Here is a 25597-nt window from a genome sequence, read left to right as displayed (position 1 = left end):
AAAATATAAAAATGAAGAACATATTGATTTTACTTGGCGTTATACTGGGAATAGCAGTATTTGCAACAAGCTGCGGAGATTCAAAAAAAATGAAGTCTGCTGAAACAAAAAAAGAAAATGGGACCATTATGGACAATAGAAATTTAAAAGAAGTGTATTTTGCAGGAGGATGCTTTTGGGGAACTGAACATTTTTTTCAACAGATTAGAGGTGTCGTTGGAACTGAAGTGGGATACGCGAATGGAAATAAAGAAAATCCTACTTATGAAGAAGTTGTAAGCCATACTACAGGTTTTGCAGAAACCGTAAAAGTGAAATATGATCCTGAAGAGGTTGATCTTACGCTTTTAATAGACCTTTATTTCAAAACCATTGATCCTACGAGTTTAAACAAACAGGGAAACGACAGGGGAGACCAGTACAGAACCGGAATTTATTCGACTGATAAAGAAACGGAAGCCATTGTAAAAGCCGAAGTGGCAAAATTGGCTAAAAATTACAGCAAACCGGTTCTTGTAGAGACTATTCCGCTTAAAAATTTCTATAAAGCCGAAGATTACCACCAGGATTACCTGGACAAAAATCCGGGCGGTTACTGTCACATTGAACCGGGATTATTTGAAATGGCGAGAAATGCGAATCCTCCAAAGAAAAAAGAAGTGAAATATCAGAAACAGGATAAAAAAGTTTTAAAAGAAAAACTGACTGCCGAACAATATAATGTAACCCAGGAAAACGGTACGGAAAGAGCTTTCCAGAATGAATACTGGGATGAAACGCGTGAAGGAATTTATGTGGACATCACTACCGGAGAGCCTTTGTTTATCTCTACTGATAAATTTGAATCCGGATGTGGATGGCCAAGTTTTTCAAAACCGATTACCAAAAAATTAGTTGAAGAAAAGCTGGACCGTTCCCATGGAATGACAAGGGTAGAGGTAAGAAGTAAAACAGGAGATGCCCATTTGGGACACGTTTTCAATGATGGTCCTGAAGATAAAGGCGGATTGCGTTACTGTATCAACAGTGCTTCTTTGAAATTTATCCCGAAAGCGGAAATGAAAGAAAAAGGATATGGCGAATATATCGCACTCCTTGACAAAAAATAAAAACTAGTGTTTTAAGTGAAGTGATTGAGGGGCTGCCGAAAGGCAGTCCTTTTTTTTTATTTCCGCGAGCTTATGGTGAAGAATCTACCTTGGATGTATTTGCAGCCTTTCTTTAATACTGAACATGGAAATATTTAAAAATAAAAGAAATCCGAAAAGTATATAATAAGCTCCGTTTGGAAGTTTTGAGAGATTTTGAAAAATACTAAGATAATATTTTTTAAAATCGGGCTTTACCTCAACAAAAGTATAAATCGTGTCATGGCATAAAAGGCAGTCTATTTCTTCTTCTTCAGTTTTTGGACTTTTATAATTCACAGTGGCAAATACATTTCCTGTTTTTTGCAGATCCAATGCATACGTTTCATGTTTTGCAATGGCCATATCATTTAATAAAGAAACAAAGTCACCGTATGTATTATTTTTGTCTAAAATAAATTCTATTCCGGTATCTTTTTCATTGCGTTTTTGAAGTGACTTAATTTCCGAAACATAAAATTTCGAATTTTCTTTAGCTTTTGAAGGATCAACTTTTATTTTTTTATAATCCCAGTTTCGTACGGATTCAAAACTAAGAGTACTATTGATTTTATCTACTGTTAATTTTGGGGGAAGCCAAATATCAACTACATTATATTTAGTTTTATCAATGTAGGGATTAATATAGTACCAAAATAAAACAGGTACAATCAAAGCGCTGATAAGCCCGGGGAAATAATATATCTTTTTCATGCAAATTTTTTTTTGAGTTGAAGATTTTCTTTAATGCTAAACATTGAAATATTTAAGAATAGCAAAAACCCAAAGATGATGTAATAAGTTTGTTTGGGAACATGATTGATGAAGGTCTCAGGTTTAAGAAAATTCAATGCAATTTTCTCTTCATAATTCTCGCCCCCTACAACGCCTCCACAAATATATTCTCTCTCTACAGCGTTCGGATCTTTGTACATATGGACCGCAAAGAAATGATTGGTTTTCTCCACGTCTACTCCGTAGGTTTCCTGCTTTGCCAGCTTCATGGCATCAATTAAGGCAATAAAATCCTGATAATTATTTTTATCTCCGATCACAAATTCAATTCCAGTTTCCTTTTCATTTCTTGCCTGAAGCTTTTTTAATTCCGAAACATAGTATTGCTGATTTTGCAGGGCCGTATTGGGCTGTACAACGATTTTCTTATAATTCCATTTTCGGTAGGGTTCAAAAGTATTTAGTGAATTTTCCATCCCTTTCTTTACTTTTGCAGGCAGTCCCAAATCCATGACGGTGTATGGTTCATGGGTTCTTTGGCTCCCGTAAAACCAAAATAAAATAGGAATAAGTAAAGCGCTGATGAGCCCGGGAACGTAATACATTCTCTTCATGCCATTAATTTTTATTAAATATAAATAAAACTTCAATAAAAATAAAAAGTGATCCGAAAAACGAATCACTTTACTATTTAATGAATAAAATTCTAAACTTTGAATTTTTGAACTTTAAATCAGGATTTACCAGTCTCTTTTTCTTAAAATCCAGTACGATCCGACAATGAAGATGGCACACCAGACCAGACACGCGATCATGCTTTCTGTAGGGTAGTGGAATTCATATTTAAGGCCCATCATTTTTGCCATATTGAGCCTTATCATAGGATTAGGAATCAGGCTGGACATACTTTCCAATGGTAAAAGATGCGTAATAAAGAAATCATTCTGAAGCACTTCATTTCTCTGAGGCCCCTGCATTCCGCGCACTTTCATGTACACCTCCACACCGGATAAAATACCTTCGCCGATCCAGAAGACAAAAAGAGCAAGAAAAACAAAAACCGATTTCCTCAACAAAATTGAAAGAAACATAAGGAAACAGAAGAACGTAAACAGCTTCACAAAGTAATTTCCGATAAAGAAGATTTCTTCAAAAACCTTCGCAGATTCCGTCGTATTGGAGTATTTGTATCCCAGAAACATTGTGATCGCAAAAACAACTACCGTAGAAACTATAGTGAAAATACTGATGGTCAGCAATTTTGAAGAGATAAATTCTTTCCTGCTCAATCCATCAATTGTATTCTGTTTAAACATCCTGTTGCTGAACTCCTGCGAAATCGAAAAAACAATGATCAATCCCAGGAAAATCTTCAGCAAAGCCACAATCCAGGTTGTGAAATTCCAGATTTCCGGGAAATTATAAATGCCCTGTTCTTTCAGGTTGATCGTTCCTCCGAAAAGATCAAAATCGATCAGTCCGATGAAAAGCAAAGCAATAAGGATCGCAAAATACAGGATTGTAAAAATCTTGAATGGTCTGTAGTTCAGATTTTTATAATATTCTAGTTTAAATAATTTTATCATGATTATTTGGTGTTTTTTACAAGTTCAAGGAATTGAGATTCAAGAGAAAGCTTTTTCTTCGTTAAATGAGAAAGAAATATCCCCTGTTCGGCCAGCTTCTGGTTTAATGCGGACGCTGAAATAGATGCATCATCGCGGATCTGGGCTTTCAGGATATCACCATCCAGATTAACAGAAGTGAACCAACCTAAAGAATTCAATGCATTCAAAAGCAATGTATTGTTGTCTGCTTTCAGTTCAAAATAGCCATTGTTGGCCGTCATTTCATCCACTCTTCCGCAGTAGATGGAATTTCCTTCCTTCAGTACAATCACGTGGCTGCAGATTTTTTCAATTTCATCAAGTAAATGACTTGCAATAATAATGGTAATTCCCTGTTTTGCAATATTGCTGATGATCTCACGGATCTGGATAATTCCTTCCGGATCAAGACCATTCGTAGGCTCGTCCAGAATCATCACTTCCGGATTATTCAGCATTGCAGAAGCAATAGCCAAACGCTGTTTCATTCCCAGTGAAAAAGTTTTGAAAGTATCTTTTTTCCTTTCCAAAAGGCCTACCGTCTGAAGAACCTCATCAACTCTGTTGTAAGGAGTACCTTTAATTTCAGCCACTATTTTCAGATTGGTTTCCGCGCTCAGGTAAGGATAAAAATTAGGCTGTTCGATGATGGCACCTATTTTTTTGAGCGTGTCCGGATCGGTTCCTTTTTTTCCAAACCAATACCAGTCACCGCTTGTAGGGTTAATAGTGGAGAGAAGCATTCCAAAGGTGGTAGACTTTCCGCTTCCGTTGGGGCCGAGTAAACCGTACACATTCCCCTTTTCTACATCAAAAGAAATATTGTTCACCACAACTCTCTTGAATTTCTTAGTAAGATTCTTTACTGACAGAATTTTTTCCATGTAATTTGTTTTACATAGTAGTAGTCTGTGTAAAAAATCATTTGTTACAGTTTTATCCTAAATCAATTTAAATTTAATTTCAAATACACTATTTTTGGTATTAAATCTGTTTAAATTAATTTAAAATTAACAACAAAACGGAAATCTGCTATACTAAAATTCAAAAGCTGTTTAAAAAATCTGTTATCAGGATTTATGAGTTTTTTATCATTGGTGCAGACGTTAGTATTTCATCAAATCTTTATTTCTTTTGTTGTTAAAAATAAAATGTTTAAACAAGTTTAGTAATAATTGAATCTTTATGAAATTAGTTGATTTGGCAAAAGAACTGAATGTTTCCGCGGAAGCAATAAAACAGTTTATTCAGGATTTCGATCTTGACCTCGTAGATTGTATCAGTATCAATTTTGAAATAAAAAAAGACTTTGAAAAGTTTGTCCGTGAAAACATCGAGTTTCTAAGGCTTTACGAAAAAGACCTTGACAAAACCAAAACCCTGGAGCAGATTGCTGAAAAGATCAATCAACCTAAAGAAGAGGTGGAGAAAGTAATCAAAGAAGCAGATCCTAATATTTTTGATAACGGTTTTTTTAAATCTTCGGTGTCCAGCTACGGCATTGATAACAGATTGGGAGGTAATTACAAATTTGTGTATGATTATTTCGGGCACAAAACAAGTCTGCAGAAAAGAGATTTTATCGGGTACAGGGATTTGTTCTTCCATATTTCCACTGTTCTGGAACCTTTCCTTAATCCGCAGCAGATCAAAGACTGGGGAATCAATAAGCCCGCAGGGATCATTTTATACGGTCCTCCCGGAAGCGGAAAAATTTTCTGGGCCAACAAAATTGCAGAAATTATCGGGTATCAATTTAAGGAAGTAAAAAAACATTATCTCGGAACTTCTTTTGTGAACGGAAATCAGACCAATTTTAATGACTTTCTCATAGCAATGATGAAGGAAGAAAAAGTTCTCCTGTTCATGGAAGATTTTGATAATATTATGATGGCCAGAAAAGCTGAAAACAACGTTGCTTCCTGTAATCTTGAAACTCAGGAGATTATTCTGCATTATATTTCAAAATTTGAACAGGAAGAACTGCTGATGGTAGGTTCTGCCAATTCTGTTTCCGAAATCGATGAAGAAATTCTGACTCCCGGAAGATTTGATGTGATGATTCCTGTTTTTCCTCCAAACCTTGCGGAAAGGTCAGAAATTATACTGTATGCGATGACCAGAAACCTCGAGAAAGATTCTCTTTTATTTAAAATCCTGAAAAACAACAAAGCCGATAAAATTCCTTTCTGGCATACCATCTCCTCTCAAATGAAGGTGTTCAGCAATACCATGCTGATCGATTTTACACAAAGTCTTAAAAAAAGAATTAAAAATCTCTACCAGAAAACCAGAAATGAAAATCTTAAGATTGATCAGAATCTTATGAAAGCTGCTCTCCGGGATTCAGCAGGAAAGCTGACGGAACAATACCTGGACCAGATCGCCAGATTTTTAACAGATGTTATTGTGAATAATTTTGACCAGTTCCAGAACAGAGTTAAAGATCTTAAATCTGAGCTCGATGCATACAGAGTGGTGGAAGAACCGAGAAGAGTCATCGGGTTTGCTCATAATGAAGAGGAAGATAAAGATGCGGGCCCAAAAAAGATTTAGGAATTCTTAATTCATCTTTATTAAAAAAATAAGATTAAAAGTAATTGAAAATAAATTTCCGATTTTATGAATTCATAAACAAGGAATAAAAATTTCCTATTTTTGTAAAAATAAAAAATCGTGATAAACAACGACCAGATAAAAGAAATTCAGTCAAGAATTGACGACCTCCATAAATATCTTCAGATCGATAAAAAGAAGATTGAAATTGCGAATGATGACGAAAAAACCGCAGCTCCTGAATTCTGGAACAACCCGAAAGAAGCCGAAGCATTCCTGAAGCAACTCCGCTCCAAGAAAAAATGGGTAGAGGCTTATGAAGAAATTCATACTCAGTTTGAAGACCTGCAGGTGTTGATGGATTTTGCCAGAGAAGATCCCGATTCTGAAAAAGAGCTTGATGAAACTTTTCCTCAATTAGTGGAGAAAATCGAAGATCTTGAATTCAAAAATATGCTTTCTAATGAAGGCGACGAGCTTTCTGCAGTACTACAGATTACAGCCGGAGCCGGAGGAACCGAAAGCTGCGACTGGGCTTCCATGCTGATGAGAATGTACACCATGTGGGCGGAAAAACAAGGCTATAAAATCCGTGAACTGAACTTTCAGGAGGGCGATGTTGCAGGTGTAAAAACGGTAACGCTTGAAATTGACGGCGAATTTGCCTTCGGGTATTTGCGAGGAGAAAACGGTGTTCATCGTCTGGTAAGGATTTCACCTTTCGATTCCAATGCTAAAAGACATACCAGTTTCGTTTCGGTGTATGTTTATCCTTTGGTAGATGATACGATAGAAATCAACATCAATCCTGCAGATATTTCCTTTGAAACGATGAGGTCTTCCGGAGCAGGTGGACAGAACGTAAACAAGGTGGAAACAGCCGTTCGTCTCCGTCACGCACCAACAGGAATTATCATTGAAAACTCCGAATCCCGTTCTCAGCTTCAGAACAAAGAGAAGGCGATGCAGTTGCTTCGTTCCAGATTATATGAAATGGAGCTTGAAGAAAGAATGAAAGCCAGAAATGAGATTGAAGCCAATAAAATGAAAATCGAGTGGGGAAGCCAGATCCGGAATTATGTGATGCATCCTTATAAACTGGTAAAAGATGTGCGTTCCGGATATGAAACTTCGGATGTGGATTCTGTAATGAACGGAAATCTTACACCATTCCTGAAAGCATTTCTCATGGCCGATGGAACCGCAGTTTCTGATGATGATATGGACTTGTAAAAGTCATGTTTAAATTTCGTTAAAATCTTATAATAAATTTCGGAATGACGTTTATTAATCCTATTTTTGTTACTTATCAAAATGTATGGAAGACTTCACTAATTGGAAAGATTTATTAAATCCTGAGTTTTATATTAAGCTTGGCGGATTTTGGCTTATTCTGTTTATTATTTTTGCTGAAACAGGTCTTTTTGTAGGATTTTTCTTACCGGGAGATTCACTTCTTTTTGTTTCGGGGATTTATTCAATTGACATTATTAGTGCAACGTTCGGATCTACAGGAAATGATTTCTTAGATACATTTATTCTGGCCTCTTCTGTAGCACTTGCCGCGATTATAGGAAATGAAGTAGGTTATTATTTCGGAAGAAAGGCGGGTTCTGCCTTATATAAGAAGGAAGACACATGGTTGTTTAAAAAAAAATATCTGTATCAGGCTCATGATTTTTTTGAGAAAAATGGAGCATTAGCCATCATTATGGCAAGATTTCTGCCGGTAGTGAGAACGTTTACACCCATTGTTGCCGGAATCGTAAAAATGGATAAAAAGGATTTCTTAAGAGATAATATCATTGGCGCAGTACTGTGGTCTTTCTTACTGATCTTTGCAGGACATTATCTTGATAAGCTTTTCATTGATCAGTTCGGGATCGATTTGAAGAAAAAACTTGAACTCATTATTATTGTTATTGTTCTGATTACAACAGTACCGGTAATCCTGAAATTTTTATTCGGCAAGAAACAGGATTTTTCAAAATATGAAAATCATAAATTTGATGAAGACGAAGAATAATTTCATTCAAAATTAAATAATACAAGCCTGCTCAAAAAAGCGGGCTTTTTTATGCATAAGATAAAATGCAAGTAAAATGCAAGTGGAAGAAATTTAAATCAATTGAAACGTTGTTTTTATCAATCAACCATCAACCATCAACTATCAACCATTATCAATCATCACTCATCGATTATTACCCATTACTCATTACTCATTTTTGTTGAATCCATTCCAGAATATTCGGATAAATTAGGGTGTCTCTTTTTTTCTTGTTGAAAAATCTTGGGGCATGTCCCGTATTTTTCATAAAGACCAGTTTGTGCAGAATTTTCCGGGCGGTTAAAGCCGAATCAAGAGCAAGTCCCTGTTTTTTATTCACCAGAAAGTCCTGGTTACCCTGGAAAATCAGAGTCGGAACATCAGAAACATTAGCTATCGGACTGGCCTTTTTGAATTCCTCCGACATATTTTTCCTGTGAAACTTTTTTCCTACAACAGCCTGAAGCGTAGGGGAAGAATATTTGGAATAGAACGAATTCAGATATTCAGCAGAATAAAAATCGGTAGGAGCACTCATGGAAATAATTTTCCGGATCTGTTCGGGATTCTTGTATCCGTACAATAAAGCAAGATGGCCGCCCGCGCTTTCACCCAAAAGAATATAATTGTTTGGCTGTAGCTCTGCCTTTTCCGCCAGTTCATTGAACTTGGTGATAACTGTATTGATATCTTCCAGCTGTTCCCGGTAGGTGATTTTTTTTGATTTTGAAACCAGCCTGTAATTCATATTGATGCTCGGAATATTATGATTAAAAAGCATTTTCTGAATGTGGATCATGTGCTCTTTTTTTCCATATTTCCAGGCCCCTCCGTGAATCAATAAGACAACCGGAGCATCATTGGGATAATCCGAAGGAAGGAAAACATCCATTTTCTGCCTTTTATTTTCACCGTACTTGAGATTGTATATTTTCTGTTCATTATTGGTTCCTACCCAGACTCTGAATTTTGTATTGCATGACTGTAATACAAAGCTGATTAATCCCAGAACGAAAAAATGATAATTAAGAATCAGCTTTTTCATAGGTTAAAAATAAGGAAAAAATAAACTAATAAGCAGCAGGGAGAACATGATTCTACTCACAGTTAAAGCTTTCTGTCTTGAATTTGGGTCTTTTAGATTCACCATTGAGTATAAAAGACTGGTTGTTGAACCTTTTAGCTTCATCATTGAGCCTTTTTGCCTGGAATTTGAAGCTTTTAGGTTTATCCGCGAGTATAAAAGGGTGATCTTTGAACCTTTTTGCTTCATCGTTGAACCTTTTTGCCTGAAATTTGAACCTAAAAGGGTCGTTTTATTATTTAACTCATGAATTTGACAATCGTTTGTCTGCAACGGCATGGTTTTAAATGTATATTTAAATTCTTTCCAAAACCTTGATCAATTCTATAACAAGTCAAATTAAATAATTATTTTTGTTTAACAATTATTAAAAAAATATTAAAATTTATGGCATCTGGTTTTTTTGCTATTTTGGATGACATCGCAGCTCTGATGGACGATGTAGCGGTAACGAGTAAAATTGCGACTCAAAAGACAGCAGGAATTCTGGGAGACGACCTGGCAGTAAATGCCGAAAAGGCAACCGGATTTCTTTCATCCCGCGAACTTCCGGTATTGTGGGCTATCACTAAAGGTTCTTTTGTCAATAAGTTAATCATTTTACCGATTGTATTTTTACTGAACTGGTTATACGCTCCGGCGATTAACTATGTGCTGATTCTCGGGGGGCTGTATCTTTCTTTTGAAGGCATGGAAAAAATTATTGAATTTTTATTCCACCGTGATAAAAAAGGCCATGAAGTAGAGAAGGAAGTTGAGGACACAAAAGGGCAGAGCCCGGAAGAAATTGAAAAAGCCAAAGTAAAATCAGCCATAACCACAGATTTTATTTTATCCATTGAGATCGTTATCATTGCGCTGGGAACGGTATTGGAAGAAAGTCATCCTTTTATCACGCAAATTCTTGTAACAAGTCTGGTTGCATTTATTGCTACGGTAGGGGTGTATGGAATTGTTGCTTTAATTGTAAGAATGGACGATGCCGGATTCAAATTGATCAAGAAAAGTAATGATAAAGGATTTTTTGGAAAGCTGGGACATTTTTTGGTAAAAGCTTTACCAATTGTCATCAAAGGATTGGGAATCATTGGTACTGTTGCTCTGATTCTTGTAGCCGGAGGAATTTTTGCACACAGAATCGATTATTTTCACCATCTGTTTCCAACGTGGCCTTCTATCCTTAAGGAACTTGTTTTCGGATTAGGTGGCGGGTTGCTTGCAGTAGCTCTTTTTACTGCCGGAAAAGGAATTTATTCGCTGGCTTTTAAAAGGAAATAGTTTATAATAAAATTCATTTTTCTTTATCGGCGGCTTCGAAGAAGCCGCCGATAAAGAAACTAAAAAAGAGGCTTAAAGCCTCTTTTTTACTATATATTAGTTGAATAGATCTTTCACCTTATCAAAAAAAGTTTTTTCTTTTCCGGATGGCTCAGCAACCATTTCACCGCTGTTCATCTGTTTTTCAAAGAAATCTTTCTGTTCTTTAGTAAGCTTTTGCGGAGTCCAGACATTGATATGGATAAACATATCGCCCTTTCCGTAACTGTCGATGCTTGGAAGGCCTTTTCCTGCTAATCTCAGGATTTTTCCGGATTGCGTTCCGGCATCGATGGTAATTTTCACCTTTCCGCCAACAGTCGGTACTTCTTTTTTTGTTCCCAAGGCTGCTTCAGCAAAAGAAATATAAAGTTCCTGGTGAAGATTATCACCTTCTCTTTTGATGGTTTTATCAACCTCTTCTTCAATAATTACCAAAAGGTCACCTGGAATACCGCCGAAAGGCGCATCATTTCCTTTACCTCTTACATTAAGCTGGATACCATCTCTTGCTCCGGCAGGGATATTAATGGTAACTTCTTCTTCGTCCTTGATAAGTCCCTGTGCATTGGCACCGGCCGGAATTTTATCAGCAACTTTACCGATTCCCTGACAGGTTCCGCAGGTAGTCTGCGTCTGCATCTGTCCGAACATCGTATTCATGACTTTCAGCTGAACTCCCGAACCGCCGCAGGTAGGACACGTTTTTGAAGTCGCCCCTTCAGCAAACTTCATTTTCTTTACTTTGATGGTCTTCTGCGTTCCGTTCACCATTTCATCAAGATTCAGCTTGATTCTGATTCGTAAATTGGAACCTTTAACCTGCTGACGTCCGCCTCCGCCACCAAAACCTCCGAAACCGCCCCCGAAAATATCTCCGAACTGACTGAAAATATCTTCCATGTTCATTCCGCCGCCAAAGCCGCCGCCTCCGAAACCACCGTTTCCGCCAACTCCCGCATGTCCGAATTGGTCATATCTGGCACGTTTCTGTTCGTCGCTCAGTACTTCGTAAGCTTCTGCAGCTTCCTTGAATTTTTCTTCAGCATCTTTATCGCCCGGATTTTTATCAGGGTGATATTTGATGGCCATTTTACGGTATGCTTTCTTTATCTCGTCGGCTGATGCAGATTTGCTGATCTCAAGAACCTCGTAATAATCTCTTTTTGACATCTCTTTTCTATAATTGATTATTGATAAATGATAATAGATATTTAAAATGGGTAAATAAATGAATATACATCAATTATCACTCATCATTTATCATTCATAAATTTTAATTTCCGGTTACTACTTTTGCAAAACGGATCACTTTATCTCCCAAAGTATATCCTGTCTCAATCACGTCTACAATTTTACCTTTAAGATCTTCTGACGGAGCAGGAATCTGCGTGATCGCTTCATGGAAGTCTACATTAAAGCTGTCTCCCGGATTTACCTCCATTGCTTTCAGTCCTTTTTCGGTCAATTTGCTTTTAAATTTATTGTAGATCAGTTCAACGCCCTGAAGATCCGAAGGATTACCATTTTTGGCAATTTCCTTTAAAGCTCTTTCAAAATCATCCAGAACGCCCAGCATAGAAACCATCATATCCTGATTGGCATACTGGAAAAATTCCATTTTTTCTTTAGACGTTCTTTTTTTATAGTTTTCAAATTCAGCGTATAATCTGATATAACGGTCTTTTTCCTCTGCCAAAAGTTCCTCCGCAGAAGGTTTTGCTGTCACATTGTCTTCTGAAATCGCTTCATTCTGAATATTCGTTTCTTCCTGATTATTGATGCTTTCTTCGTTGATATCCTGATTTTCCATAATTCAATATTTATTTGGGTTAGTATTGACAAACATTCTGCCAAAGGAGAAAGGGTGACAATTAGGCAGACGAAAGTTAGAAGTTAGAAGTTAGAGGTTAGAAGTTAGAAGTTTGCGGAAAAACTATCAACGATCAATCATCAATCATTTTTTAGGAGCTTTTTCGCGCTATCCACTCATACTCCTCGCGCAGCCGCATGCTTTCACCGCCAACGCGTGCTGTGGGGTATCCGTTACTATCGCGGCTAGGATAGTAGGCTTGGTGACTTCGGGAACCTTAGCCATCATTGAAATCACGGTTTGCAATATAAATATACTTGAACAGGGTAGTCTCCTTCTATGCAGGGTGGCGAAGATTCAAGAATTTTTGAAGGCGTGGTTTATTAGTTTAATCTAAATAATTAAATCTATTTAAATTCCTTCTCCAAAAAATGTCTGATACAGAAGATAAACATTTAAAACAATAATAATAAAAGAAATAATCCAGACACAGATTTTTAGAAAGGGTTTATTCACGAATTCTCCCATCTTCGCTTTATCACTGGTAAACATCACCAAAGGAACAACGGCAAAGCTCAGCTGCATGGATAATATGACCTGGCTCAGTACGAGAAGATCCGTAGTGCCCTGTTCACCATAAAGAATGGCGACAATCAACGCCGGGATTACGGCAATCAATCTTGTTATAAGACGTCGCAGCCAGGGTTTTAATTTAATATTCAGAAAACCTTCCATTACGATTTGCCCGGCAAGAGTTCCTGTTAAAGTAGAATTCTGCCCTGAGGCCAGTAATGCAACGGCAAAAACAATACTTGCCATGGAAGCGCCTAAAATGGGAGTTAGTAATTTATAGGCATCATGAATATCCGCTACATCATGATTTCCGGAAACATGGAAAGTAGCAGCAGCCAGAATAAGGATGGCGGCATTAATAAAAAACGCAAGCATCAGAGAAAAAGTGCTGTCTAATGTTGCAAATTTTATGGCTTCTTTTTTTCCCTCACTATTTCTTGGATAATCCCTCGTCTGAACAATGCTGCTGTGCAGGTATAAATTATGCGGCATAACAGTTGCTCCCAAAATTCCTATAGCAATATAAAGCATCGCCGGGTTCTGAACGATTTCTGCTTTCGGTACAAGTCCTCCAAAAATTTCGTTCACGGCAGGCTCTGAAATCACCAGTTCATAGACAAAACAAGCGAGGATAATAAAAATCAGCCCGCCTACAATACTTTCAATCCACCGGAATCCTTTAGACTGGAGCAGAAGAATGAAAAGCACGTCTATTGTCGTTATAACAATTCCCCAGGTAAGAGGAATCTGGAAAAGGAGATTGAGTGCAATGGCTGATCCAATCACTTCGGCAAGATCGCATGCAGCTATGGCAATTTCGCAGAATATCCATAATATAAAGTTGGTAGTGGGACTAAAATGATCCCTGCAGGCCTGAGCAAGATCTCTTTCGGCAACTACTCCAAGTTTTACGGATAAATGCTGTAACACCATCGCGAAAATATTCGAGATCAGTATTACGGAAAGCAGTGTATATCCGAATTGTGCTCCTCCCGCAATATCAGTAGCCCAGTTTCCAGGATCCATATAACCTACGGCAACCATCAGTCCCGGGCCGGCAAAGGCAAGATATTTCCTCCAGAAACTTCCGTTCTGAGGAACTTTCACCGAAGAATATACTTCAGATAGTGAATTTGAGGTTTTATCTCGTCGCCAGGCGTTCTTTAAATTCAGATTCATAAAAATGTTAGAAATGACTAACAAAAGTAATTAAATAAATGAAAACTACAAAATCATCAATAAAAGATCCCGAAACATTTCGGGATCTGTAATATATATTTAAATAAAATTATTTTGCAAAACGCACCGCCATTTTACGGTCAACGGCTCTTTCAGCATCAGAAGCAGAGGCATCAACAGTTGCAAACTCGCTTCCATATCCGTCTGCTCCGGTAATTTGTGATCCAACACCTTGTTTATCCAGCCATGATCTTATAAATTTTGCACGATCGTCAGATAATTTTTGGTTAGTGTTTTCATCTCCGGTTTTATCCGTATAACCTCCTATTTTAACCTTAACATCAGGATATGCTTTTAAAATAGCTGCCAGATTTTGAAGTTGGCCTTCAGATCCTGCTTCAAGCTGGTTGGCACTTCCCATTTTAAAATTTACATGGTCAAAATTATACCACGTATCTTTTAATGCGTCATCATTTTGTGCATTTTTATAACCGTCTGATTTCAGAAAAGCAATCATTCGGTCTTCCATACCTCCTTTGTAGCCTTTTAACGGAGTGCCGTTCAGATCAATATCTTCATCAGCCTGAGTAGTAGATATTCCTGTCGCGGTATTGTTTCCGGTAGTAGTTGCGGTATCGGTTACCACTTCGCCGGAATCAGTTACCATAGTGGTTGTCGTTGTTTCTCTTTGTTCACACTGTCTCCAAATGAAATAAGCTGCGGCAATCAGCAATAAAAAAGGCAAAAGCCATTTCCAGATAGACCCGTCCTTATCTTTATTTTTATCGGGAAAAGTTCCATTAAGGGTTGTACTTCTGGTAACTTGAATTTTAGGTTCCTCCTGAGCCGGCATGTTGATCTTATCTCTATCATTGTCAAATTTATATCTTGCATCCCAGTCTCCCATATTAAGAGAAGCAAAGGAAAGTCCTGCAGGCAATAAAGTTGAAACAATCCCTTTCTGGTCATTAAGAAGACCTGAAATTCCGGCTTTATCCAGATTATTATCTGCAGCGTATTTGCTGATGGTGCCGACAGTTGCGCCGGTAACCAAATGTAAAAGAGAGTTTGAAGAATTATTACTGATTTCTGCGTAAGTAGCAACAGAATTCACAAGTCCGTTCATCTTATCGCCGAATATCTGCGTAAGTACACTGGCAATCGATGAATTATTTGAAGAATTTCCTGAAAGGTTATTCAGGATATCCGGTGAAGAGGAATTCATGATAGCATCCAATACTAAAGGATTATCAGAGTTATTGGCCAGTCCTCCTACTACAGCAGGCAGTAATCCGCCGATCGCTTTTGAAATTCCCGATTCGCTTTCGCCAAACTGTAAAGCAGCCTGCGATACCAAAGCCGGTCCCAGCTGTCCTTTAATAAGATCAATAATGTTTAGAGACATAGTAAATTATTTTGAGATTAATGTTGTAGAATGCTATCAAAAACTCGTCCAAACGGCTGTGATAAAAAAAAATCTGCAAAAATCCATCGGATTTTTGCAGATTCAAAATCTCATTTAAGATAAGTTAATATGCTTTTGCAAACAAAACTCTTCTTTTTGAAGGTTTTCCGGAAATAAGAGATACGCCTTCCTCGATATCATCATCCAAAGGAATACATCTTATGGTTGCTTTAGTCTCTTCCTTGATCTGTTCTTCTTCTTCTGCAGTTCCGTCCCAATGTGCATATAGGAATCCTCCTTTTTCCTCCAGAACTTTTTTGAATTCATCGTATGAATCAACTTTTGTTATGTTGTTCTTTCTAAATTCGAAAGCTTTGTTATAGATATCCTGTTGTATGGTTTTCAGCAAATCTTCGATGTAAGAATCCAGTCCTTCAATAGAACGTACTTCTTTCGTAAGATTGTCTCTTCGTGCGATTTCTACCGATTTGTTCTCAAGATCTCTAGGACCCATTGCAATTCTTACAGGAACACCTTTTAACTCGTATTCTGCAAATTTCCAGCCCGGTTTGTTCTGAGTGTCATCATCAAATTTCACAGAAATTCCTTTCGCTTTTAGTTTAGCCTGAATATCCAATGCTACTTCACTGATTTCAGCAAGCTGTTCTTCACCTTTAAAGATCGGAACAATTACAACCTGAATAGGTGCCAGTGTTGGAGGAAGCACCAATCCGAAATCATCAGAATGGGTCATAATCAACGCTCCCATGAGACGTGTGGAAGTTCCCCACGAAGTGGCCCATGCGTGTTCTATTTTTCCTTCTTTATTGGTGAATTTTACATCAAAAGCTTTGGCGAAATTCTGACCTAAGAAGTGAGATGTTCCTGCCTGAAGTGCTTTTCCATCCTGCATTAATGCTTCTATACAGTAGGTTTCATCAGCTCCGGCAAATCTTTCGGAAGGTGTTTTTAATCCCTGAATGACAGGCATTGCCATAAAGTTTTCTGCAAAATCGGCATAGACTTTATTCATTTTTTCAGCCTCTTCAATCGCCTCATCTTTTGTGGCGTGAGCGGTGTGTCCTTCCTGCCAAAGAAACTCAGCAGTTCTCAGGAAAAGACGTGTTCTCATTTCCCAGCGTACAACATTCGCCCATTGGTTAATCAATATCGGTAAATCCCTGTAAGACTGAATCCAGTTTTTATAAGTATTCCAGATAATGGCTTCTGAAGTAGGTCTTACGATTAGTTCTTCCTCAAGTTTTGCATCGGGATCCACAATCAGTTTGGAAGGGTTATCAGGATCTGTTTTTAATCGATAGTGGGTAACAACGGCACATTCTTTAGCAAAACCTTCTGCATTTTTTTCTTCAGCCTCAAATAAGCTCTTGGGCACAAAAAGCGGGAAATATGCATTTACGTGACCGGTCTCCTTGAATTTTTTATCCATTTCGTCACGCATTTTCTCCCAGATTGCATAGCCATATGGTTTAATTACCATGCATCCTCTTACTCCTGAGTTTTCAGCTAAGTCGGCTTTTACTACCAACTCGTTATACCATTTGCTGTAATCTTCGCTTCTTGAGGTTAATTTTGCCATTAATTTTTTTTTAATTTTTTTAACTTTTCGCTATTATTGTTATCTAAAAATAAAAATCTATTTTTGATAGATTTTTGTACCTGTGGTAATGGTACATTTTTGGTACATTTTGCAAATATAATTTAAATAAAAAATTTTTACGTTATCATGAAAAGAAATATACATAAAAATTTGCTTGGCGCCATTAAATCCAAAGGGATTTTAGCGGTGGCAGGCGGATTATTACTTATGTCCTGCGGTGCCCAGATGGGTGGATACAGTGAGACAGATGGCGTTTATTACGACCCGAATAAAGACACCTTACCGGAAGGCGTAATTATCAACGACAGAGGAAACAGGGTAGGAGAGGATTATAATTATTATCAGGATGATTCTAATCTTATTCAGAATGCAGAGATCAATTCCAGAACAGGGCGTTATGAAGACTGGAACAACTATAACTGGAATAATACAGCAACCGACTCAGACTGGGGAATGTATGCAGGAAGTGAAACCAACTACTACGATAACTCGTGGGGCTGGGGTTGGGGTAATCCTTGGGGCTGGGGCGGCTGGTACGGAGGCTATAATCCGTATTGGGGCTACGGCGGTGGCTGGGGCATCGGACTTTCATGGGGAGGCTCATGGGGTTGGGGCGCCGGCTGGAATATGGGCTGGGGATACTCACCTTATTGGGGCTATAATCCTTATTGGGGATGGGGAGGCTATAATCCATATTGGGGCTACGGCGGCTACTGGGGAGGTAATTACTATGCTCCTTATTACAGAAGAAGCGGTGTTAACGGAAGAGGATTTAATACTTATAACGGAAGTTTTGCCAATAAATACGGAGTCACCAGTTCAAACGGTTTCAGAAGAAGTTCTACTGGTACCGGAAGTTTCAGAGACAATGCAAATAATGGAGGCTTTAGAGGATCTAATAACAGCGGTGGTTTCAGACAAGGAAATACTACCAATGGTGGTTTCAGAAATCAAAATGGGGTGAGACCTCAGGGCGGGTTCCGTAACCAGGGTCAGCCAAGACCAAATTACAATTATCAGCAGCCTTCCCAACCAAGAAATGACGGCGGTTTCAGAAATAATGGCAGCTTTAATAATTCCAACAGTGGCGGTGGCTTCAGATCAGGAGGCGGTGGCTTTGGCGGAGGAAGCGGCGGCGGTTTTAGATCCGGCGGCGGTGGAGGCGGCGGCTTCCGTGGTGGCAGATAATTTAAATTAAATAACTATTCAAAAAAATAATGTTAAAAAAATCTTTAGCAATAATGAGTATTTCTGCTGCATTTTTTGCGCAGGCTCAAGATGTTTCAGTGATAAGGAATACGACGGATGTTTATTCCAATGCACCTAATATCGGTTCAGCAAAATTTAATGCCATGGCAGGATCTAACGGTGCGCTGGGAGGGGATGCCAATTCTCTTCTTACCAACCCTGCCGGTCTTGGAGTTGCCATTTCAGGAGAAGTTTCGGGAACGCTTTCTGTTACCAGCAATAAGAACACATCTTCTTATGCCGGATCGTCTTACGGATATACGATCAACAAAGGAGATCTTGGAAATGTCGGAGCGGTAATGACCTTCCAATTGATGACCGAAAGTGCATGGAAATTCATCAACATTGGTGTGAATTACTCTAATCAATCGATAGATAATTATATTGAAACTCCCGGAAATAGTAACTTAATTTATGATTTTCCTGATGCTACGAGTTCTTCATTAGGCAGACACGCATATGACAGATATGGCTATATGTCTAAAACGAGTTTTGGTGTAGGTGCAAATTATAACAATAATTTATATCTTGGAGCGGGTCTTAATTTTTTCAATTCGTCAATTGACCAATCTGATACTGCAATTTTTAATTCTTTATCAAATGGCAGCTCAGAATACTTCAGTAAGCAAAACACTCCTTTTTATGAAAGAGGAAACGGTTTTTCGGCATCACTGGGGGTAATTGGAAAATTTGGACGAAATTTTAGACTGGGTGCTGCATTGGAAACTCCTACTTTCTGGAATATTGACAGAAGCTATAGTTTTTATAATGACCCGATTTACGGTGATGATTATGCTGTTGAAGACAGAAAGCTTACTTCGCCGATGAAAGCTACCTTGAGTGCTGCATTTATTGCTAATAAAAGTTTTGCTTTAAACGTCGATTATACATTGGGTTTAACAAAGCCTAAATATAAAGTATATGGAGATGCAGAGACTGAACTGAATGATTTCTTCAAAGACAATTACAAAAATCTTTCGGAAGTAAAGATCGGAGCAGAATACAGAATTAAGCAATTCAGATTAAGAGGAGGTTATGCGTATGCTTCAAGTCCTTTTGATGCACTAAATGTTGACAGATATACGGATAATGGCGGTATCACAGGTCAGTCTTACAATAATCTTATTTTAAATGACAGGAATGCACTTTCAGTAGGTTTGGGATATGATTTCAGATCATTTTATATTGACGCATCGTATCAGAATGTGACCTCAAAATATAGCAATCCGTTTTTATATGGAGTTGTTGATAATGCTTATGAAGCAGGATATTATTCTCCGAGCCGTTTGATCTCAAGTGATGCATATGCAGTATCGGATGTGAAAAATGTGAGAAATAACTTCTTTATTACCTTCGGATGGAAATTCTAATGTAATATAAGATTATATAAACAAAAGCTCCGATAATTTCGGAGCTTTTGTTTATTAATCAGGAAGTTATGTAATCTAATGATGATGTCCCAAATGCCCATGATCATGAAAAAGATGCATGACCAAAGCCAACGAAACTCCCAGAATTACCAAACCAATTTTCAACCAGTCGATATTATGGTTTTTGTTGCTTTCAAATATAATGACTGAAGAAATATGCAGAAAGATACCTCCTACAATAGCCAGAAAATAAGGCTGCAGATCCGGATCAAAGTAATTACCCAACAGCATTCCCATCGGCGAAGCCAGCGCAAATAAAGCTACAATCAGCAATGAAGGATAGGATGGTGCAGATCTGGATTCATTTTTTCTGTTAAATAGAAAAGCTCCCAAAATAAAGGATATAGGTAGATTGTGAAAAACAATTCCCCATAGATAAGGAGAAAGTTCATGTTCATCATTTGCCAGAGGAATTCCTTCTATAAATGCATGAATAAAAAGTCCTACCATTAATGCCGCGGGAAGAATATTATGCTCGCTATGATGATGAAAATGGCCGTGTTCAAAACCTTTGGTGAGCGCTTCCAGAATCATCTGTAGTAAAACACCAATAATGACGAAGATACCCAGACTGGTTCCTGTTTCCGCAGTATATACCTGAGGAAAGACTTCGTTAAGACAGATGGTAATCAAAAATCCGGCACTTAAAATTAATAAGTTTTTAGCCAGCTTTTCTTTTTTTCCAAAATATTTTCCTAAAAATACTCCGGAAACAACACTTAAAATCAGTAAAAGAACAGTTATCATTTTTTCTTAAATAAATTAATGCAGCGGGGGGATTTTTCTTTATCAAATTCATTCAGCTGATAATCGCCCCAGATTTTAATTCGTTCAAAACCGCATTCTTCAGCGTAACTATTTATCGCTTCCAATGTATGAAGTTTTACTTTTTCAAAAAAATGGTAAGGTTTTCCCTTATCTTCAAACCGGATATCTTTAATTATATGTCTTCCTTCTATTTTTTTTGTAATCTTAAATTCGATATCTCCACGCGTTACGACAGCTTCAGGAACAATATTCTTCCGTACGAATTCTTCGTTCAGATAATCCAGCACAAAAAAGCCTCCTGGTTTAAGAGCGTTAAAAACCGAATGAAAAACTTTTTTGTCATCATTTTCATTATCAAAATATCCAAAGCTTGTAAAGAGGTTGAATACGGCGTCCATAGGATCCGCATCAATGGGATTCCTCATATCATGGACGTCAAATGATAATGTCTGATTCTCAAATTTTTTATCAAATTCTATGCTTTTTCTGGAAAGGTCCAGACCCAAAACATCATATCCTAATGTATTAAGGAAAACAGAATGTCTTCCCTTTCCGCAGGCAAGGTCGATAATCTTAGCATTTGGCGGCAGTTGAAGGTCTGCCGTAAGTTTTGTAATGAAGTTTTCTGCTTCCGTGTAATCTCTGTTACTGTAAAGCAAATGATAATAAGGGGTATCAAACCAAGATTCAAACCATTCCATAATGCAAAAATAACTAAATTTGTGCGGTAAAAGGAAAAAGTATTTAATATTGAAAGATCGAAATATTCAATCATGCAATAATCAGAATGTCTAATCTTTTAATTCTTAAATATTTAAACTTTTAATAATAAGATATGGATACAGAAAATATACAAATTCAGATAAAAACATTTTTTGGGCTAGAACAGATTTTAGCGGAAGAAATTAAAAAACTCGGCGGAAGAAAGGTGGAAGTAAAAAACAGGGCGGTCAACTGCGAAGGGGATCTCGGCTTTTTGTATAAAATAAATTATTCTGCAAGAACGGCTTTAAAGATTCTGGTTCCCATTCATGAATTCAAAGCCTTCAATCAACATCAGTTTTACGACAGGCTTTTCAAATTCAATTGGGAAGAATTTATGGATGTTGAACAATCATTTGCGATTGACGCAACGGTAAATTCAGAAACATTTAAGCACTCACAATTCGTAACCCTGAAGATGAAAGATGCTATTGTTGATTATTTTCAGGAAAAATTCAAAAGACGCCCCAATGTTGAAACCCGAAATCCTGATATTAAATTCCATCTTCATATAGACCGGGAATTGATTACCATTTCCCTGGATTCTTCAGGAGATCCTTTGTTTAAAAGAGGATACAGACGAGAGCAGGGGGAAGCACCCATCAATGAAGTTCTGGCAAGCGGAATGCTTCAGCTTGCGGGATGGGATGGAAAGGGAAATTTCCTTGATCCGATGTGCGGCTCCGGTACACTATTAATTGAGGCAGCCATGATTGCCATGGATCTTCCGGCACAACTTTTCAGAAAGAGATTTGCTTTCCAGAACTGGAAAAATTATAATGCCGATTTATTTGCGAAAATAAAAGAATTCAGAGTCAATCGAATAAAAGAATTCACCGGAAAAATAGTAGGCTATGATATTGACGCCAGAATGCTGAATGCCGCGAGAATAAACATCGAAGCTGCAGAAATGGAAGACGTTATAGAAGTTAAGAAACAGAATTTTTTCGATTCTAAAAAAGAACTTTTCCCGCTATTAATGGTTTTCAATCCTCCATACGATGAGAGAATTTCTATTAATGATGATGATTTTTACAAAAAAATAGGAGATACCTTCAAGACCAATTATCCTAATACTCTGGCATGGCTTATTTCTTCGGATTTGGAAGCGGTAAAGAAAATAGGACTTCGCCCTTCAAGAAAAATCAAACTTTTCAACGGAAAACTGGAGACCCGTTTTTTACAGTACGAAATGTATGAAGGAACTAAAAAAGTCCACAAATTAGAAAATTAATCATACTTTGAAATAATAAAAAAAACCTCCTAATCATTATTCAGGAGGTTTTTTATGAGTTAGAATGTATTACAAATTATTTTTCCATAGTTGAGTAAATGAAATAAAATCTGCAACGCTCAGCTCTTCCGCTCTTTTGTCCATGAATTCATGGGTTTTTAAAGCCTCCGGAATATTGAGAATTTTCAGAGCATTTGAAAGTTTTTTTCTTCTCTGGTTAAACCCTGCTTTTACGATCTGTTTAAACAAAACTTCATTTCCGGAAAGTCCTTCTTTGGGATTTCTTGTAAGTCGGATAACCCCTGATTTTACTTTGGGAGGCGGGTTGAACACATTTTCATGAACCGTGAACAAATATGAAGTATCATAATAGGCCTGGATCAAAACAGTAAGGATTCCGTAATCTTTCGTTCTCGGAACCGCGGCTGTTCTTTCAGCAACTTCTTTCTGAAACATGCCCACCATTTCGGGGATCAGCTCATAATGATCTACGATCTGAAACAAAATCTGGGATGAAATATTATACGGGAAGTTCCCGATAATAGCGATTTGTTCGTTTTTGGTAAATTGAAAATCCTGTTTCAGAAAATCACCTACAAAAGTTTCTTCCGTTACTTTGGGATAATTATTTTTAAGATATTCAATGGATTCATTATCTATTTCAGCAAGATAAATATGTTGATCTTTTTCCAGTAGATATTTGGTGAGAACACCCATTCCCGGGCCCACTTCCATTACATTTTTGTAGCCATCAAAACTCAGACCTTCTACGATTTTTCTTGCGATGTTTTCATCTGTCAGGAAGTGCTGACCAAGATGCTTTTTTGCTTTTACACTCAATGTTTTTTATGATTTTATTAACAGTGATTTTCTCTTTTTCGTTCCCAAATTTCGGAAGTTTTTTTCTATTTTAGCCAAAAATTTTAATATTAATGGCTAAATCTGTAGATGAATTTAATAAGAAAAGGCTTAGGTCTAGCAATATTACAGTGGTAATAAGTATTGCCTTAGTGTTATTTTTATTGGGATTAATGGGACTTATTTTAATCAATGCTCAGAAATATTCCGATTATATCAAAGAGCAGCTTGTGGTGAATGCCTACTTCGCTGAAAATTATAATGCTAAAGATTCTGTAAAGATTGCGAAAATGGAAGCCGAAGTTTTCAAGGAAATTCAGACGCTGGCTCCGGTGAAAAAAGCAACTTATATCACCCGTGAAATGGCATCTCAGGAAGCTAAAAAAAGCATGGGAATCGATACGGATGCCCTTTTCGAAGAAAATATATTTCCATCATCTATAGAAATTGCATTAAAACCGGAATATGTAGATCCTGCCAAAATTGATGAGGCGCTGAAAGTAATCAAAGCTGTTCCGGGCATTGCTGAAGTAAAAAACGACAGTACGCTGATGGTGGATGTCTATAATAACCTGAGCAGGATTCTAAAGTGGATCTTAGGTTTTTCTATATTGTTTTTAATTTTGGCGGTTGTATTAATCAACAATTCAATCCGCTTGAAAATATTCTCCAAAAGATTTATCATTAAAACCATGCAGCTTGTAGGAGCAAAAAGAAGGTTTATTCTTAAGCCTTTTATTATTGAAGCGGTTGTTCTTGGGGCAATTGGTTCCGTAATCGGGCTTTTGGCATTGTTCGGGATCTGGTACTATTTTACAAGCCAGATCGGTTCAGCCTTCGTACAGGACAATAATCAGTATTTCTGGCTGGTATTACTGGTATTCGGAGTAGGAATTTTTATCACGGTCCTGAGTACGGTAGTTGCTACCTGGAGATTCTTAAGATCAAACGTTGACGATTTATATTATTCTTAAAATGAGCAAAAAAACAAATAAATTTTCCGCAGAAGACTTCGGAAAAGAACCCAATGAAGTACCTCAGGAAACAAACTTTTATTTCGGAAAGGAAAACTTTAAGTGGATGCTGATAGGTCTTGCATTTATCATCGTTGGATTTCTTCTGATGATGGGTGCCGATGCCAATACCGTAGACGGAAAATTTGATCCGAATTCATGGAATGACGGGATCTTTTCTATCCGTAGAATCAGAATTGCACCGCTGTTTGTAGTCATAGGATTTGTGATCGAGGTGTATGCTATTTTAAAAAGAAAATAAACAATATTTTAGGATATAAACTTTGTCAGAGTTCAGGACTTTGACAAAGTTTTTTTTGATAAATACAAAAAAAATATGGATTTAATCAAAGCAATAATTATTGCAATCATTGAAGGATTAACAGAATATCTCCCAATTTCTTCTACGGCGCACATGGGATTTACGGCCAGTTTAATGGGAATGCCGGAAGATGAATTTTTAAAAATGTTCCAGGTTTCTATTCAGTTTGGAGCCATACTTTCTGTAGTTGTTGCTTACTGGAAAAAATTTTTTGATCTGAAAAATTTACAGTTTTATTTTAAACTCGCTTTTGCAGTGATTCCTGCTCTTGTATTAGGATACCTTTTTGATGATAAAATAGAAGCGGTTTTGGGAAATCAGATCGCTATTTCGTCGGTATTAGTATTAGGAGGGGTAGTTCTTTTATTTGCGGATAAATGGTTTAAGAATCCAAGAATTGATGATGAAAAAGGAATTACCATAAAAAAAGCGGTTACTATTGGCTTTTGGCAATGTCTCGCGATGATGCCGGGAACCAGCCGGAGTGCTGCGTCTATCATCGGCGGGATGACGCAGGGTCTAACGAGAAAAGCAGCGGCAGAATTTTCATTTTTCCTTGCCGTTCCAACGATGCTGGCTGTTACAGTATATTCTGTTTTTGTAAAAACATGGGGCAAAGAAACGGCAAATCCACAGAAAGGATACGAGATGATTATGTCTTCACAGGATCATATAGTTATTTTTATTATAGGAAACATTGTTGCTTTTATTGTTGCATTGATTGCCATTAAAGCATTCATCGGAGTTTTAAATAAATATGGTTTTAAACCTTGGGGCTGGTATCGTATTTTTGTTGGAATAGCTTTGCTGATTTATTTTTATTTTTTTCAATAGGCTAGAATAAATCAAACATTACTCATTACCCATTACTCATTACCCATTACTTATTATCCATCGA

24 protein-coding genes are annotated in these 25597 nt (G+C 37.3%); 11 read left to right on the top strand and 13 right to left on the bottom strand.

The features are described from left to right. The first annotated feature begins 11 nt into the window (after positions 1–11). Positions 12–1109 (top strand): peptide-methionine (R)-S-oxide reductase MsrB, encoded by a 1098-nt coding sequence (msrB, locus tag ODE14_RS08350; protein WP_263603710.1) that lies wholly within the window; start codon positions 12–14, stop codon positions 1107–1109. Positions 1110–1193: 84 nt separating this feature from the next. On the opposite strand, the gene ODE14_RS08345 is transcribed toward msrB, so the two are convergent. The 4 genes from ODE14_RS08345 to ODE14_RS08330 all read right to left on the bottom strand — a co-directional run bounded on the left by ODE14_RS08345 (position 1194) and on the right by ODE14_RS08330 (position 4353). Further along, positions 1194–1841: a hypothetical protein gene (locus ODE14_RS08345; RefSeq protein WP_263603709.1), complete on the bottom strand. Its 648-nt coding sequence runs from the start codon at positions 1839–1841 to the stop codon at positions 1194–1196. Continuing rightward, positions 1838–2476 carry a hypothetical protein gene (locus tag ODE14_RS08340; protein ID WP_263603708.1) on the bottom strand — a complete coding sequence of 213 codons (639 nt, stop codon included), beginning with the start codon at positions 2474–2476 and terminating at the stop codon, positions 1838–1840. The genes ODE14_RS08345 and ODE14_RS08340 overlap by 4 nt, the downstream gene beginning before the upstream one ends. Before the next feature lie 126 nt (positions 2477–2602). Next, entirely contained in the window at positions 2603–3448 is an 846-nt protein-coding gene (locus ODE14_RS08335; RefSeq protein WP_263603707.1) for an ABC transporter permease, read from the bottom strand. Between the two features lie 2 nt (positions 3449–3450). Further along, complete coding sequence (locus ODE14_RS08330; protein ID WP_248392075.1) at positions 3451–4353, bottom strand: ABC transporter ATP-binding protein; 903 nt, start codon at positions 4351–4353, stop codon at positions 3451–3453. Positions 4354–4654: 301 nt separating this feature from the next. Between ODE14_RS08330 and ODE14_RS08325 the strand changes: the two genes are divergently transcribed. The 3 genes from ODE14_RS08325 (at position 4655) to ODE14_RS08315 (ending at position 8051) form a co-directional block, all read left to right on the top strand. Beyond that, complete coding sequence (locus ODE14_RS08325; RefSeq protein WP_263603706.1) at positions 4655–6025, top strand: ATP-binding protein; 1371 nt, start codon at positions 4655–4657, stop codon at positions 6023–6025. A 120-nt stretch (positions 6026–6145) separates the two neighbouring features. After that, complete coding sequence (gene prfB / locus ODE14_RS08320; protein ID WP_248392079.1) at positions 6146–7258, top strand: peptide chain release factor 2; 1113 nt, start codon at positions 6146–6148, stop codon at positions 7256–7258. A gap of 85 nt (positions 7259–7343) precedes the next feature. Further along, a complete protein-coding gene (locus tag ODE14_RS08315) occupies positions 7344–8051 on the top strand; it encodes a DedA family protein (RefSeq protein ID WP_248392081.1) in 708 nt (235 codons plus the stop codon). A gap of 193 nt (positions 8052–8244) precedes the next feature. On the opposite strand, the gene ODE14_RS08310 is transcribed toward ODE14_RS08315, so the two are convergent. After that, positions 8245–9117 carry an alpha/beta hydrolase gene (locus tag ODE14_RS08310; protein ID WP_263603705.1) on the bottom strand — a complete coding sequence of 291 codons (873 nt, stop codon included), beginning with the start codon at positions 9115–9117 and terminating at the stop codon, positions 8245–8247. A 426-nt stretch (positions 9118–9543) separates the two neighbouring features. Between ODE14_RS08310 and ODE14_RS08305 the strand changes: the two genes are divergently transcribed. Further along, positions 9544–10434, top strand: coding sequence for a DUF808 domain-containing protein (locus ODE14_RS08305; protein WP_248392085.1), 891 nt, complete (start codon positions 9544–9546; stop codon positions 10432–10434). A gap of 96 nt (positions 10435–10530) precedes the next feature. Here ODE14_RS08305 and dnaJ read toward each other — a convergent pair whose 3' ends face one another. The 5 genes from dnaJ to proS form a co-directional block, all read right to left on the bottom strand. Continuing rightward, complete coding sequence (gene dnaJ / locus ODE14_RS08300) at positions 10531–11646, bottom strand: molecular chaperone DnaJ (protein ID WP_248392087.1); 1116 nt, start codon at positions 11644–11646, stop codon at positions 10531–10533. Between the two features lie 103 nt (positions 11647–11749). Continuing rightward, positions 11750–12286, bottom strand: a complete 537-nt coding sequence (locus ODE14_RS08295) for a nucleotide exchange factor GrpE (protein WP_248392088.1) — start codon at positions 12284–12286, stop codon at positions 11750–11752. Positions 12287–12697: 411 nt separating this feature from the next. Then, positions 12698–14038, bottom strand: a complete 1341-nt coding sequence (locus tag ODE14_RS08290; RefSeq protein ID WP_263603704.1) for an Nramp family divalent metal transporter — start codon at positions 14036–14038, stop codon at positions 12698–12700. Between the two features lie 109 nt (positions 14039–14147). Further along, the gene (locus ODE14_RS08285) at positions 14148–15443 is read right to left on the bottom strand and encodes an OmpA family protein (protein WP_263603703.1); all 1296 of its coding nucleotides are present in this window, start codon (positions 15441–15443) and stop codon (positions 14148–14150) included. A gap of 124 nt (positions 15444–15567) precedes the next feature. After that, positions 15568–17043, bottom strand: coding sequence for a proline--tRNA ligase (gene proS / locus ODE14_RS08280; RefSeq protein WP_263603702.1), 1476 nt, complete (start codon positions 17041–17043; stop codon positions 15568–15570). A 147-nt stretch (positions 17044–17190) separates the two neighbouring features. Between proS and ODE14_RS08275 the strand changes: the two genes are divergently transcribed. Together ODE14_RS08275 and ODE14_RS08270 are read left to right on the top strand one after the other, a co-directional pair. Beyond that, positions 17191–18252, top strand: a complete 1062-nt coding sequence (locus ODE14_RS08275) for a prolyl-tRNA synthetase (protein WP_263603701.1) — start codon at positions 17191–17193, stop codon at positions 18250–18252. A 53-nt stretch (positions 18253–18305) separates the two neighbouring features. Next, a complete protein-coding gene (locus ODE14_RS08270; protein WP_263603700.1) occupies positions 18306–19682 on the top strand; it encodes an OmpP1/FadL family transporter in 1377 nt (458 codons plus the stop codon). Between the two features lie 75 nt (positions 19683–19757). Here the strand turns inward: ODE14_RS08270 and ODE14_RS08265 are convergent, their stop codons facing one another. Both ODE14_RS08265 and ODE14_RS08260 read right to left on the bottom strand, forming a co-directional pair. Further along, positions 19758–20486 carry a ZIP family metal transporter gene (locus tag ODE14_RS08265; protein ID WP_263603828.1) on the bottom strand — a complete coding sequence of 243 codons (729 nt, stop codon included), beginning with the start codon at positions 20484–20486 and terminating at the stop codon, positions 19758–19760. Beyond that, positions 20486–21211: a class I SAM-dependent DNA methyltransferase gene (locus tag ODE14_RS08260; RefSeq protein ID WP_263603699.1), complete on the bottom strand. Its 726-nt coding sequence runs from the start codon at positions 21209–21211 to the stop codon at positions 20486–20488. The genes ODE14_RS08265 and ODE14_RS08260 overlap by 1 nt, the downstream gene beginning before the upstream one ends. A 134-nt stretch (positions 21212–21345) precedes the next feature. Here ODE14_RS08260 and ODE14_RS08255 point away from each other — a divergent pair, with 134 nt between their 5' ends. Continuing rightward, positions 21346–22506 (top strand): THUMP domain-containing class I SAM-dependent RNA methyltransferase, encoded by a 1161-nt coding sequence (locus ODE14_RS08255; RefSeq protein ID WP_263603698.1) that lies wholly within the window; start codon positions 21346–21348, stop codon positions 22504–22506. 69 nt (positions 22507–22575) lie between these two features. Here ODE14_RS08255 and rsmA read toward each other — a convergent pair whose 3' ends face one another. Further along, positions 22576–23346 carry a 16S rRNA (adenine(1518)-N(6)/adenine(1519)-N(6))-dimethyltransferase RsmA gene (gene rsmA / locus ODE14_RS08250; protein ID WP_263603697.1) on the bottom strand — a complete coding sequence of 257 codons (771 nt, stop codon included), beginning with the start codon at positions 23344–23346 and terminating at the stop codon, positions 22576–22578. 92 nt (positions 23347–23438) lie between these two features. On the opposite strand from rsmA, the gene ODE14_RS08245 reads away from it, so the two are divergent. From ODE14_RS08245 to ODE14_RS08235, 3 genes are all read left to right on the top strand, one after another. Beyond that, the gene (locus ODE14_RS08245) at positions 23439–24338 is read left to right on the top strand and encodes a cell division protein FtsX (protein ID WP_263603696.1); all 900 of its coding nucleotides are present in this window, start codon (positions 23439–23441) and stop codon (positions 24336–24338) included. Position 24339: 1 nt separating this feature from the next. Next, complete coding sequence (locus tag ODE14_RS08240) at positions 24340–24639, top strand: DUF3098 domain-containing protein (RefSeq protein ID WP_248392112.1); 300 nt, start codon at positions 24340–24342, stop codon at positions 24637–24639. A 75-nt stretch (positions 24640–24714) separates the two neighbouring features. Continuing rightward, positions 24715–25533 carry an undecaprenyl-diphosphate phosphatase gene (locus tag ODE14_RS08235; RefSeq protein ID WP_263603695.1) on the top strand — a complete coding sequence of 273 codons (819 nt, stop codon included), beginning with the start codon at positions 24715–24717 and terminating at the stop codon, positions 25531–25533. Positions 25534–25597 lie beyond the last annotated feature (64 nt).

The organism is Chryseobacterium sp. PET-29 (assembly GCF_025736815.1).
GTDB lineage: Bacteria > Bacteroidota > Bacteroidia > Flavobacteriales > Weeksellaceae > Chryseobacterium > Chryseobacterium nepalense.
Note: the sequence above shows the minus strand (reverse complement) of the source record. Positions and strands in the feature narration are given on the sequence as shown.